Origin of the sequence: Mesorhizobium sp. CC13 (genome assembly GCF_039907765.1) — a bacterium.
Taxonomy (GTDB): Bacteria; Pseudomonadota; Alphaproteobacteria; order Rhizobiales; family Rhizobiaceae; genus Aminobacter.
The window spans coordinates 182,019-193,784 of the sequence record NZ_JARDJI010000006.1 but is presented as its reverse complement, the minus strand read 5'-3'; the positions used below and the strand labels follow the sequence as shown (position 1 = coordinate 193,784).

The following is an 11,766-nucleotide window of genomic DNA, read 5'->3' as shown; positions in this document are numbered from 1 at the left end:
CCCGTCAGAGGAACGTCGCGATCTCCGACAGCGGCCGCTTTTCCATGGCGTGCGCCGGGATGGTGGCGCCGTCCTTGGGGTAGCCGACGACCATCAGGATATAGGGCTTGTCGTGCGGGTCGCGGCCGCAGATCTCGTTGAGGAAGCTCATCGGGTTGGGCGTATGCGTGAGCGTGGCAAGTCCCGCCCGGTGGAGTGCTGCGATCAGGAAGCCGGTGGCGATGCTGACCGATTCCGGCACGTAGTAGTTCTTGCGGGAAACGCCGTCGGCCGAGCGGCTCTTGCGCTCGCCGAAGATGCAGATGAGCCACGGCGCTTCCTCGAGGAAAGGCTTCGAGGCATCGGTACCGAGCGGCGCCAGCGCCTTCAGCCACTCCTCGCCCGCCCGGCCCTCGTAGAAGGCGCGCTCCTCGACCTCGGCTGCCTCGCGGATCTGCCGCTTGATATCGGCATCGCCGATGACGGCGAAATGCCAGGGCTGGTGGTTGGCGCCGTTGGGCGCGGTGCCGGCGGCCAGGATGCAGGTCTCGATGATGTCGCGCGGCACCGGCCGGGTGGAGAATTCGCGCACCGTGTGGCGGGTGCGGATCTCGTCATAGAATGCCTGGGCCCCGGCCCGCATGTCCTCGACCGGCTTTTCCACGTAGTCGGGCAAGGGCACGGCGCGGTAGGCGTGGGCGGACTGTATGGTCATCGAAATCGCTCGTATGTGAAAGTCAGAGAGGTCAGAAAATCCCAAAGCGGCGGACGCGGTCAATGGGCAAGTCCGCACCGGGAATTCGGCCAGCGTCCGGATGTCAGTCCCGCGCCACCCGCCTCCCGGCATTCCTGCCCGAGAAGATGCAGCCGCCGAGGAACGTACCCTCGAGCGCGTTATAGCCGTGGTAGCCGCCGCCGCCGAAGCCGGCGACCTCGCCCGCCGCATAGAGGCCGGGGACCGGCTCGCCGGCCGCGTCCAGTACCTGGCCGTCGAGATTGGTGTGCAGGCCGCCCAGCGTCTTGCGCGTCAGCACGTTGAGGCGGACGGCGATCAGCGGGCCGTTGGCGGGGTCGAGTATCTTGTGCGGCCTGGCCGTGCGCACCAGCCGGTCGCCGAGATACTTCCGTGCCCCATGGATGGCGGTGACCTGGGCGTCCTTCGAGAAGGGATTGTCGATCTCGCGGTCGCGGGCGGCGATCTGGGCGTACAGGCGGTCATGGTCGATGAGGTCGCTGCCGACAAGGGCGTTCATGCCGGCGACCAGTTCCGGCAGGCTGTCGCGGACGACGAAATCCTCGCCGTATTGCTTGAAGGTCTCGACCGAAGGCGGCGCGCCCTTGGCGCGGCGGCTCTTCAGCACCTCGATCCAGCGCTTCGAGGTCAGGTCCGGGTTCTGTTCGGAGCCGGACAGCGCGAACTCCTTCTTGATGATCTTCTGGGTCAGCACGAACCAGGAGTAGTCGTGGCCGGTCGAAAGGATGCGCCGGAGCGTGCCGAGGGTATCGAAACCGGGCAGGAAGGGTGCCTCGAGCCGCTCGCCGAGCGCGTCGAACCACATCGACGACGGACCTGGCAGGATGCGGATACCGTGGTTCGGCCAGATCGGGCTCCAGTTGGTCAGCCCCTCCGTATAGTGCCACATGCGGTCGCGGTTGATGACGGTGCCGCCCGCAGCTTCCGTGATCGCGATCATGCGGCCGTCGACGTGATGCGGCACGCCGGCGACCATCTTCCCAGGCGGCGGGCCGAGACGATCGACCGGCCAGGCCTTGCGGACGAGGTCGTGGTTGCCGCCGATGCCGCCGGAGGTGACGATGACGGCGCCCGCTTGAACCTCGAAATCGCCGGTCACGGCGCGGCTCGACCGCTGGCCGCGCTCGACGGTCGATGGCTCCAGGATCTCGCCGGCGACGCCCGTCACGGCGCCGTTTATCTTGACGAGCCGGCTCGCCTGGTGGCGGAACCTGAGCGCGATGCGGCCTGCCGCCTCGTGATCCCGCACCCGGCGCAGGAAGGGCTCGATCACGCCGGAGCCGGTGCCCCAGGTGACATGGAAGCGCGGCACGGAATTGCCGTGGCCATGAGCGAGCGCGCCGCCGCGCTCGGCCCAGCCGACGACCGGGAACCAGCGCATGCCCTGCGCATGGAGCCAGGGCCGCATCTCGCCGGCGGCGAAATCGATGAAGGCTTCCGCGACCTTGCGCGGCCAGAAATCCTCGGGCCGGTCGAACTGCGCCGAGCCCAGCCAGTCCTGCAGGGCAAGTTCGCGGCTGTCCCGGATTCGCATGCGCCTCTGCTCGGGGCTATCGATGAAGAACAGGCCGCCGAGCGACCAGAAGGCCTGGCCGCCGAGCGAATTCGCGCCCTCCTGTTCGAGGATGACGACACGCCTGCCCCTGTCGGCGAGTTCGGCCGCGGCGACGAGCCCGGCGATCCCGCCGCCCACGACGATCGCATCCGCCTGTTCCGCCACCTGCCCCTCCCAAGGTCTCGTGGTTTGGACGCGAGTTTCGGGGAATGGGCCACAAGTTCAAGCGGAAAGTAGGAGCATCGAGGTGCCGCAGCGGAAAGACGCCGTGCTTGCGGCGCCTTTCCGAAATCTTGTCGGATTGCTCAACGTCCGTAGCGCTTCTTGAGATGTGCGGTGAAGTAAGCCGCGTTCAGCTTTTCGCCGGTGGCGCGTTCGAGCAATTCCGGCGTCGACCAGCGCGAACCTTGCGACCAGATGTTCTTCCCGCGCCATTCGTTGATCGTCTCGAAATGGCCCCTGGCGATCTCGTCGTTGACGGCCGGATGTTGCCTGACGATCGTGGCCCACTGCTGCGCCGCCATCATCGCGCCCAGCGTATAGGAAGGGAAATAGCCGAAGGCGCCTCCCGGCCAGTGCACGTCCTGCATCGGACCATCGGCCGGGTTGTCGATGGTGGACAGGCCGAGATAGTCGCGCATCTTGGCGTCCCACGCCTCGGGCAGGTGCGGGACCGCCAGGCGGCCGGCGACCAGCTCCTGCTCCAGCTCGTAGCGCAGGATGACGTGCAGCGGATAGGTCACCTCGTCGGCGTCGACGCGGATCAGTCCGCGTTCGACCTGGTGCACATGCGGCAGGATCTCCTCGAGCGACCAGCATTCGCCGAGGTGTCGTTCGACCAGCGGCAGTGCCCAGCGCCAGAAGGCCGGGTTGCGGCCGAGCTGCTTTTCGACGAACAGGCTCTGGCTCTCGTGCACCGCCATGCCGCGCGCCTTGCCAAGCGGCCAGTGCGACCAGGCCTGGGGCAGGTTCTGTTCATAGAGCGCGTGCCCGGTCTCGTGCAGCACGCCCATCAGGGCGGACAGGAAATCGCCGGTCTTGTAGCGCGTGGTGATGCGCACGTCTGTCGGCACGCCGCCGCAGAAGGGGTGGTGCGACACCGACAGGCTGCCACGGGTGAGGTCGAAGCCGATGGCCGCCATCAGCGCCAGCCCGAGTTCTCGCTGGCGCTCGACGGCATAGACGCCGGACAGCGGACGCACCGGGTTGCAGGCGCGCCGCTCTTCCTGCACCGAAAGCGCCTCGGGAACGAAGTCCTTGAGGAACGCCTTCAGGTCGGCGAAGACCGGCGTGATGTCGGCCGTCCGGTTGCCCGGGTCATATTGTTCCATCAGCGCGTCGTAGGGATCGAGCCCCAGCGCGTCCGAGCGCAACGCAGCCTCCTCGCGCACCAGCGTAACCACGCCCTCCAGCGCCGGTTCGAAGCCGGCCCAGTCGTTCTTTGCCCTGAGGTCGCGCCACAGTTGCTCCGAGCGCAGCCGCGCCGCGGTGAAGCGCTCGACGAATTCGGACGGAAGGCAGGTCATGTTGGTGTACTGGCGGCGGAACTCGGCGAGCGCTGCCGCCTGCTCCGCGTTCAGGACCTCCTTCTCCGCCGCGACGATCCAGTCGGCGATCTCGGGCGCGGTGGCCTGGCGGTGGTGCATGCCGGCCAGCGCCGACATCGCCTCCGCACGCTTGGCGCCGCCGCCGACCGCCATATGGGTCGCCTCGTCGGCCCCGAGGATGGCGAGCGCGTGTTCCAAGGCTTCTAGCTTGCGGCCGAGTTCGTCGAGCTTGGCAAAGGACATGGCGACTCCTGTGTTGGGGAAAGGGCCGAAAGGATACCAAACGCGGCCGCGCCGCAAGCCCGTTCGGCTGGTCCAGGCTTGTCCGGCATGCGCCCGGTGTGGTGAGGTGGGAGAACGGCGCAAGAAGGCGGGGAAGAATGCTGGCTAAGGCACTGGTCGGGCTTGTGGCCCTCATCCATCTCTACATCGTCTATCTGGAAATGGTGCTGTGGGACACGCCGCGCGGCCACAAGGCCTTCGGCCTCCAGCCCGACTTCGCCAAGGCGTCGCGCGTGCTGGCCGCCAACCAGGGCCTCTATAACGGCTTTCTCGTGGCCGGACTGCTGTGGGGGCTGGGAGAAGCGGGCCGGGCAGTCCAGGTCTTCTTCCTCGTCTGCGTCGCCATCGCCGGGCTGTTCGGCGCGGCGACCGTGAGCCGCAAGATCCTGCTCATCCAGACGCTGCCGGCGGCAGCAGCGCTGCTGGCGCTCTGGCTGGGCTGGTAGGCGCCCCCGGATCGCTCCGGGGAGCGCCGTTGCACCAGGTAGGCGTCAGCCCCGCATGGCGTCGCGGCCGACCTGATCGTCCAGGCCGGTGATCCGGGCCATGAGCTGACGGTATTCGCCGCCGGGGATCATACCGCTAGCGGCATCGGCGACCGCCGCCTTGCGGACCGCCGCGACCTGCGCTTCGAGCGAGCGCGCCTCGGCCGGCGTGATCAGCTTCGCCTTGCGGTCGGAGACGATGCGGGCGTTGGCATCGCGCAGGTCGTTGAGCACCGCGCTCAGCTGGCCGCCCGGCACATAGGTGGAGATCGATGCGGCGTCGGTACCGTGGTCGTCACGCTCGACGGAGCGGAAATGCCCTTCGTGCGGAGAGGCCGCATAGGCCGCAGCCAGCGGCGTCGAGATGAGCAGAGCGGCGAGGGCAGTCCTGAAGGTCAAAGAGCGCATGGTAGCGTCTCCCGAAGATTGTCGGGGAGCCGATGCTCCCCGGACCGAGCAGCCCGTCCGGTTCCGTCGCGTCGCGGTGGGAGGCCATCGCCGGCGGTTCCCGGACTGCCGGAGGAGTCTAGGTCCGCGCCCCAAGCCAGGCCTAATTAAGAAAAGATAATGTTTGCGCGCCCGCAGCAGCCGCAATCGGCTCCCGGCTGCCGCAACTCCGCCCCAATTGGGGCATCCCGGCAGCGCACGAAATCTTGATCCGGAGCGGCGGGCACCGTGACGAATGACCGCCGCTCACGCTGCTTCTTGGCCGCATTCGTGCGACGCCAGACCTAGCGCTCGGTGAGCTTGAGCTCGATGCGGCGGTTCTTGGAGCGCGCCTCGGGCGTGTCGGCGGCGTCGAGCGGCTGGAATTCGCCGAAGCCGGCTGCCACCAGACGATTGGCGGGCACCCCGTTCTCGATCAGGAACTTGACCACCGAAGTCGAGCGCGCCGACGAAAGCTCCCAGTTGTCGCGGTATCGCCCGGTGCCCGAGAGCGGGATGTTGTCGGTGTGGCCATCGACGCGCAGCACCCAGCTGATCTCCGGCGGGATTTCCTTCTGCAGCTCGATGATCGCCTCGGCGAGCTTCTTCATCTCGACCTTGCCGGCGTCGTTGATCTGCTCCGAGCCGGTCGGGAACAAGACCTCCGACTGGAAGACGAAACGGTCGCCGACGATGCGGATGTTCTCGCGGTCGGAGAGGATCTCGCGCAGCCGGCCGAAGAAGTCGGAGCGATAGCGGTTCAGCTCCTGCACGCGCTGGGCCAGCGCCACGTTGAGACGGCGGCCGAGGTCGGCGATCTTGGTGTTGGATTCCTTGTCGCGCGCCTCGGAGGCGTCCAGCGCCTCCTCGAGCGCCGCGATCTGCTTGCGCAGCGCCGAAATCTGCTGGTTGAGCAGTTCGACCTGGCTGAGCGCCCGCTGGCTGATCTGGCGCTCGCTGTCGAGCTGGCCGGAAAGCTCGCCGATGCGCACGTTGGCCGCGTCGCCGGCACCCGCGCCTTGCGCCAGGAGCTGCTCGAGCCGGCTCTTTTCGGCTTCGGCGGAGGACAGGGACGCCTGCAGGTTGGCCAGCGCATCCTCGGTGTCCTGCGAATTCGATTTCTCCAGCGCCAGGAGCTGGGTCAGTTCGTTGATCTGGGAATTCAGCCGGTTGAGCACCTCGTCCTTGCCGGAAATCTCGCGGCTGAGCAGGAATTGCGCCAGCACGAAGACCGAAAGCAGGAACATGATGGCGAGCAGCAGCGTCGACAGCGCGTCGACGAAGCCCGGCCAATAGTCGATACGGCGGTCGCCACGCCGCCCGCGCGCCAGCGCCACTTAGTGGACTCCCTCTTTCTTGAGGGCGTCGGCGATCTTTTCGAGCGTGGTGCGCATCGCCTTCTGTTCGTCGGACTGGGCTTCGACCCAGTCGCGCATGATCTGCTGCTCGCTGCGCATGTTCTTGACCAGGCCGGAGATGCCGTCGGCGAGGTTGGCCATGGCGGCGGCGACGCGCGGATTGGAACCGCCCTGCTCCTGCAGGTGGCGCAGACGCTCCGAGAGCACGCGGATCTCGTCGGAGGACGAGCCGTTCTTGGCATCGGCGACGACGATGTCGGAGGAGAGGTCGGTGACGGTCGACAGCCAGTTCTCGAGCTCGGTGTAGAAGCGCGTCTGGGCGCGGCCGGCCTGGAGATCGAGGAAGCCCAGCACGAGCGAGCCGGACAGGCCGAAGAGCGACGACGAGAACGCCGTGCCCATGCCCTGCAGCGGTGCGGCGAGGCCCGCCTTGAGCGCCTCGAGCACCGCGGCGGCGTCGCCGGAGCCCGGATCGAGCGCCTGGATGGTGTCGCCGATCGAACCGATGGTCTGCAACAGGCCCCAGAAGGTACCGAGCAGGCCGAGGAAGACGAGCAGGCCGACGAGGTAGCGCGAGACGTCGCGCGTCTCGTCGAGGCGGGTGGCGATCGAATCGAGCATCGTCCGCATCGAACTGGCCGAAAACGCCATCGACGAGGAGCGGCTGAGCATCGCCTTCATCGGTGCCAGCAGCACCGGCTCGGTGACCTCGGAGCCTGCGCGGAAGGAATTGACCCAGCGCACTTCGCGGAACAGTCGCCCGACCTGCACGAAGGCCAGTCCGATGCCGACGACGAGCACGCCGATGATCAGGCCGTTGAGGCCGGGGTTGGTGACGAAGGCGTTCGAGATCTGGCGCGTCAGGATCGCCGCGATGAAGGCGACGATCGCCAGGAAGATGATCATCGTCAGCAGGAACACCTGCGGACTGGACAGGCGGTGCGGATCGTAGCTGAGGACGTCCGAGCCTCTGCCCGACCCGAGTGATTTCAACAATGCCATCGGCGCCCCGGTTTCCAATTCCCCGCGGTCAGGGCGCCACGCCTCGATCGGAGGCGGCAGGGGCGCTCTGGAACCAAGTGTTTGCGCATCGCGCGCCCAAGCCGACCCCGGCATCGGACCGATGCATCAATGGACCAAGACTGTAAGCGGAAATGTGACGAAAATGAAAGACGCTTGCGCGCAGCCGACGCGCGATCAGAGCCGCGCCACCACCATAAGGTCGATCATCGCCGCGACATGCAGACCTGCCCCGGTGATGACGAAGCCGTGCCACACCGCGCTCTGGAAGCGCAAGCCGTGGCGGGCATAGAACATCACCCCGCAGGAATAGACGACGCCCCCGGCCAGCAGCAGCCAGAGCGTGGCCGGCGGCAGGGCGGCGCCGAGCGGCCGGGCCACGACGATGCCGCTCCAGCCGAGCGCGAGATAGAAGACGAGCGCGAGCCGGTCGAACCGCCCGGGCAGGAAAAGCTTGACCCATATGCCGACGACGGCCGCGACCCAGACGACGCCGGCCATCCATGCGGCGGTGACGCGATCGGGCAACTGCGCCAGGAACGGCGTGTAAGTGGCCGCGATCAGAAGGAAGATGCCGGCGTGATCGAAGCGGCGCAAAACCCATTTCGCCGGCGAGACCGGCCAGAGATTGTAGGCGAGCGACACCGACAGGGACGTGAGCAGCGCGACGACGAAGAACACGGCCGCGATGTATTCGCCGAAAGCCGCGTGGAAGGCCGATACGGAAAGCAGCATCGAACCGGCGGCGATGGCCAGCACGATGCCGACCACATGCACCACGCCGTCGGCGATGAGTTCGGCGCGCGATAGGGCGAAGCGCCCGGTGACGGGCACGGAAGCCTCGGCCGTGCGGAAATTGTCCGTCATCGCTCGCCCCTGCACCTGAGCCCACTATGGCGGGGCGCAGGCGGGGTAGGCAAGGTAGCCAAAAGGGCAAAGACGGTCAGCGCGGGGTGACCGGCTTCCTCAGCGTCTTGAGCAGGGCCTTTTGGATCAGCTCGTTGCCGACGACGATCGAACCGCCCTCGAGCATGTCCTGGCCGCCCTTTCCGTCGGAGACGAAACCGCCGGCCTCGCGCACCAGCAGGATGCCGGCAGCCACGTCCCAGGGCGACAGCGCCGTCTCCCAGAAGCCGTCCATGCGGCCGGCGGCGACATAGGCGAGGTCGAGCGCGGCCGAGCCGAGGCGGCGGACACCCGCAACCTCGGCCATGACGTTGCGCAGTTCGAGCAGGAAGTTGCCGTGGTGACCGCGGCCGAGATGCGGCACGCCGCAGCCGATGACCGCGTCCGTGAGCTTGGTGCGCCCCGATACGCGCAGGCGACGGTCGTTGAGGAACGCACCACCGCCGCGCTCGGCGGTGTAGAGCTCGTCCATCGCCGGATTGTAGACCACCGCGGCGACGATCTGGCCCTGCCGTTCCAGCGCGATCGAGATCGAGAACACCGGGATGCCGTGCAGGAAGTTGGTGGTGCCGTCGAGCGGATCGACGATCCAGCGGTGCTGGCTGTCCTCGCCTTCGACGGCGCCGCGCTCTTCCATCAGGAAGCCGTAGCCGGGACGGGCCTTGGCGAGCTCGGTGAAGATGATGTCCTCGGCCTTGCGGTCGGCCTGGGAGACGTAGTCGCCCGGACCCTTCAGCGAGACCTGCAGGTTCTGCACCTCGCCGAAGTCGCGCGCCAGCGACCGGCCGGCCTTCATTGCGGCCTGCACCATGACATTGATGATCGCCGAACGCGCCATTCTCTAGACCCTCGGGACTTCAGGTTGACGAGATCAGTCCGCGCGGCGGACGTAGGTGATCTCATTGGTGTCGACGATGATGCGCTCGCCCGACGAGATGAAGGGCGGCACCAGGACGCGGACACCGTTTTCGAGCACGGCCGGCTTGTAGGACGAGGCGGCCGTCTGGCCCTTCACGACCGGGTCGGCTTCGGTGATGGTCAGCGTCACCTGGTCGGGCAGCGCGATGCCGATCGGACGCTCTTCGTAGAGTTCGACGGTCACCATCATGCCATCCTGCAGGAAGGCGGCGCGGTCACCGACGAAATCCTTGAGCAGCTCGAGCTGCTCGTAGCTCTCGGTATCCATGAACACAAGCGCATCGCCCTGCTCGTAGAGGAAGGAGAAGTCCTTCTGTTCGAGGCGGACGCGCTCGACGGTCTCGGCCGAACGGAAGCGTTCGTTGAGCTTGGTGCCGTTGATGAGATTCTTGAGTTCGACCTGGTTGTAGGCGCCGCCCTTGCCGGGCTTCACCGCGTTGGTCTTGACCGCCACCCACAGGCCGCCGTCATGCTCGATGACGTTGCCGGGACGGATTTCGTTGCCGTTGATCTTGGCCATGATTTGATTCCGGAAGAGAGCATTGCGCCGCCGAAGGGGCGCCATCGGCGCTCCCAAGACCACAAAATGCCCTTCTAGGCAAGAGAAGTCGCGCTTTTGGCGACAATCAGCGGATGCGGTTGGCCCGTTCCAGCGCCTGCTTCATCTCATCGTCGGTGAGGCCGCGCAGAAAATCGTCCATTTCGGGATCGGTCAGGCCGGCGCGCCGAGCCACTATGTACCAGGCGCCCGCCAGGATCGGATCCGGCTCGACGCCGATGCCGCCCATGTAGAACTTGGCGAGGCGGTTGCGGGCGGCAACGTTGCCGCTGTCGGCCGCGAGCTTCATCCAGCCGAAGGCCGATTTCAGGTCGCGGTCGCCGCCGCGCCCGTCGACCATCCAGAGCGACAGGTCGAATTGCGCGGTGTCGTAGTTCTGACGTGCGGCCTGGACGAGCAGCAGCCGCGCCCGGCGGTCGTCGCGCAGCTTGCCGCCGACGCCGTTGGCGTAGACCTGCGCCATCGCATATTGCGCATCGGCAAGTCCGGTCTCGGCGGACCGCTCGTAGTAGGGAACGGCCTTGACGAGGCCCTTCTCGCCGGCCTCGCGCTGCACCAGCATCTGGGCATAGTTGAACTGCGCGAAACGGTTTCCGGCCTCGGCCGCCGCCTGCATCAGCGCGGTCGCCGCCTTCTCGTCGCGGGTGACGTACTTCCCGTCGAGCAGCAATAGCGCATATTGGAACTGCGCCTCGGGCACGCCCTGCTCGGCGGCGCGCTGGTACCATCTGGCAGCCTCGGTATCGTTGCGCGGCATGCCCAGGCCACGGGAGAGTATCTCGGCGATCAGCGTCTGCGCCGCCGCGTCGCCTGCCTCGGCCCGCGGCAGGCCCAGATTGTAGGCGGTCTTGTAGAGGCCGCGCTGGAACGCGCCATACGGTTCGTCGGTGGCCTTGCCGCCGAAGCGGTTGGGATCGATGCCGTCGGGCGTCTTTGCCGCCGGATTGGCTCCGAGATCGGATGGAGACGCGGGAGCTGCCCCAGGCTGCCCGGCCGGGGTCGTCTTTGTCGCGGGTGCCGCTCCCTCCGCCGGGGCGGGCCCGAAACGGCTCGGGTCGATCGTCTCGGCAGGCTTGCCGAGCGCCGGCACGGCGCCGGCATCCGCAGGGTCGAGCAGCCCGCCCTCCACCGCGGCCGCGGGCTGGAGCCCGAAGCCCAGACACAGCATTGCAACGAGAAGGCCCGGACGCCGCATCACCGTTCCTCGAAGCTCGGGGCCGTCTCGTCGAGCATCGCATTGGCGCGGGCCACCGCGTCGCGCGGATCGACGCCATCGCCGAACACCGCCGCCGACAGGGCGACGAACTCGGCACCGGTCGCGGCGACGGCCTCAACGGAGGCGATGTCGGAACCGCCCATGACGATGCACGGGATCTCGATCATCTCGGCCCACCACTCGCCCAGCGACAGGTTGCGCGGATGCGGTTCGGGCTTGTTGTCGTAGCCGAAGCGGCCGAAGAACATGTAGTCGGGGCGCTCTTCGCCGAGCTCGAGCGCGTCGTCGCGCGTCTTGGCACCGCCGGTGCCGACCATGAGGCGGTCCTGGTGGCGCTCGATGGCATCGGCCAGCTCTTCCCTGCGGCCCTCGACGTGAATGCCGTCGGCGTGGATCCGTCCGGCGATGCGGGTATCCCCGGCAACAACGACTGCAACGCCGGCGTCGCGCGCCGTGGCAGCGACCTTCTCGGCGAAGCCCTGGAACGAAGCCTCGTCGACACCTTCGGCCGTCAGGATCAGCGAGGCGACGTCGCCGCCGCCGAGAGCCGCCTCAACCGCGAGCGGCGGCACGGACGGCGGCACAATCAGCACGATACGGCAGCGACTGGGCGGCGTGTCTGTGTTCATCTTCCTCGATCCGAATGGCTATCGCCTATGCAGGGCGAACATGTTTGCATTGGGGCATAGAACAAAGTGCCGCCGTTGAACAGGACGCACGGCCCGGCCCAAGCATATGAAAAGACAGGCGCGGCCCTCGCC

The 11,766-nt window shown here is 67.3% G+C and carries 12 protein-coding genes; 1 reads left to right on the top strand and 11 read right to left on the bottom strand.

What is annotated here, in order from left to right; all coding sequences use genetic code 11:
• Positions 1–4: 4 nt before the first annotated feature.
• The 3 genes from PV773_RS11505 to PV773_RS11495 all read right to left on the bottom strand — a co-directional run bounded on the left by PV773_RS11505 (position 5) and on the right by PV773_RS11495 (position 4,078).
• Positions 5–694, bottom strand: a complete 690-nt coding sequence (locus PV773_RS11505; protein ID WP_347966467.1) for a nitroreductase family protein — start codon at positions 692–694, stop codon at positions 5–7.
• A gap of 103 nt (positions 695–797) precedes the next feature.
• The gene (locus PV773_RS11500; RefSeq protein ID WP_347966466.1) at positions 798–2,453 is read right to left on the bottom strand and encodes an FAD-binding dehydrogenase; all 1,656 of its coding nucleotides are present in this window, start codon (positions 2,451–2,453) and stop codon (positions 798–800) included.
• Positions 2,454–2,593: 140 nt separating this feature from the next.
• Positions 2,594–4,078: a carboxypeptidase M32 gene (locus PV773_RS11495; RefSeq protein WP_347966465.1), complete on the bottom strand. Its 1,485-nt coding sequence runs from the start codon at positions 4,076–4,078 to the stop codon at positions 2,594–2,596.
• A 137-nt stretch (positions 4,079–4,215) separates the two neighbouring features.
• Here PV773_RS11495 and PV773_RS11490 point away from each other — a divergent pair, with 137 nt between their 5' ends.
• Positions 4,216–4,563 (top strand): DUF1304 domain-containing protein, encoded by a 348-nt coding sequence (locus tag PV773_RS11490; protein WP_347966464.1) that lies wholly within the window; start codon positions 4,216–4,218, stop codon positions 4,561–4,563.
• Positions 4,564–4,608: 45 nt separating this feature from the next.
• Here the strand turns inward: PV773_RS11490 and PV773_RS11485 are convergent, their stop codons facing one another.
• From PV773_RS11485 to PV773_RS11450, 8 genes are all read right to left on the bottom strand, one after another.
• Positions 4,609–5,010, bottom strand: a complete 402-nt coding sequence (locus PV773_RS11485; RefSeq protein ID WP_347966463.1) for a hypothetical protein — start codon at positions 5,008–5,010, stop codon at positions 4,609–4,611.
• Positions 5,011–5,333: 323 nt separating this feature from the next.
• Positions 5,334–6,365, bottom strand: coding sequence for a peptidoglycan -binding protein (locus tag PV773_RS11480; RefSeq protein ID WP_347966462.1), 1,032 nt, complete (start codon positions 6,363–6,365; stop codon positions 5,334–5,336).
• Positions 6,366–7,388 (bottom strand): MotA/TolQ/ExbB proton channel family protein, encoded by a 1,023-nt coding sequence (locus PV773_RS11475; protein ID WP_340037922.1) that lies wholly within the window; start codon positions 7,386–7,388, stop codon positions 6,366–6,368.
• Positions 7,389–7,583: 195 nt separating this feature from the next.
• The gene (locus tag PV773_RS11470) at positions 7,584–8,273 is read right to left on the bottom strand and encodes a hemolysin III family protein (protein WP_347966461.1); all 690 of its coding nucleotides are present in this window, start codon (positions 8,271–8,273) and stop codon (positions 7,584–7,586) included.
• Positions 8,274–8,349: 76 nt separating this feature from the next.
• A complete protein-coding gene (locus PV773_RS11465; protein ID WP_347966460.1) occupies positions 8,350–9,150 on the bottom strand; it encodes an inositol monophosphatase family protein in 801 nt (266 codons plus the stop codon).
• A 33-nt stretch (positions 9,151–9,183) separates the two neighbouring features.
• Positions 9,184–9,750, bottom strand: coding sequence for an elongation factor P (gene efp / locus PV773_RS11460; protein WP_340037925.1), 567 nt, complete (start codon positions 9,748–9,750; stop codon positions 9,184–9,186).
• Positions 9,751–9,856: 106 nt separating this feature from the next.
• Positions 9,857–10,984: a tetratricopeptide repeat protein gene (locus tag PV773_RS11455; RefSeq protein ID WP_347966459.1), complete on the bottom strand. Its 1,128-nt coding sequence runs from the start codon at positions 10,982–10,984 to the stop codon at positions 9,857–9,859.
• Entirely contained in the window at positions 10,984–11,634 is a 651-nt protein-coding gene (locus PV773_RS11450) for a thiamine phosphate synthase (protein WP_347966458.1), read from the bottom strand. Before PV773_RS11450 ends, PV773_RS11455 begins: the two co-directional genes overlap by 1 nt.
• Positions 11,635–11,766: the final 132 nt, after the last annotated feature.

Bases quoted from the DNA above. Each gene is read 5' to 3' on its own strand.
- PV773_RS11465 (WP_347966460.1), bottom strand. From the start codon at position 9,150: ATGGCGCGTTCGGCGATCATCAATGTCATGGTGCAGGCCGCAATGAAG.
- efp (WP_340037925.1), bottom strand. From the start codon at position 9,750: ATGGCCAAGATCAACGGCAACGAAATCCGTCCCGGCAACGTCATCGAG.
- PV773_RS11485 (WP_347966463.1), bottom strand. From the start codon at position 5,010: ATGCGCTCTTTGACCTTCAGGACTGCCCTCGCCGCTCTGCTCATCTCG.
- PV773_RS11495 (WP_347966465.1), bottom strand. From the start codon at position 4,078: ATGTCCTTTGCCAAGCTCGACGAACTCGGCCGCAAGCTAGAAGCCTTG.
- PV773_RS11470 (WP_347966461.1), bottom strand. From the start codon at position 8,273: ATGACGGACAATTTCCGCACGGCCGAGGCTTCCGTGCCCGTCACCGGG.
- PV773_RS11505 (WP_347966467.1), bottom strand. From the start codon at position 694: ATGACCATACAGTCCGCCCACGCCTACCGCGCCGTGCCCTTGCCCGAC.
- PV773_RS11475 (WP_340037922.1), bottom strand. From the start codon at position 7,388: ATGGCATTGTTGAAATCACTCGGGTCGGGCAGAGGCTCGGACGTCCTC.
- PV773_RS11455 (WP_347966459.1), bottom strand. From the start codon at position 10,984: ATGCGGCGTCCGGGCCTTCTCGTTGCAATGCTGTGTCTGGGCTTCGGG.
- PV773_RS11450 (WP_347966458.1), bottom strand. From the start codon at position 11,634: ATGAACACAGACACGCCGCCCAGTCGCTGCCGTATCGTGCTGATTGTG.
- PV773_RS11490 (WP_347966464.1), top strand. From the start codon at position 4,216: ATGCTGGCTAAGGCACTGGTCGGGCTTGTGGCCCTCATCCATCTCTAC.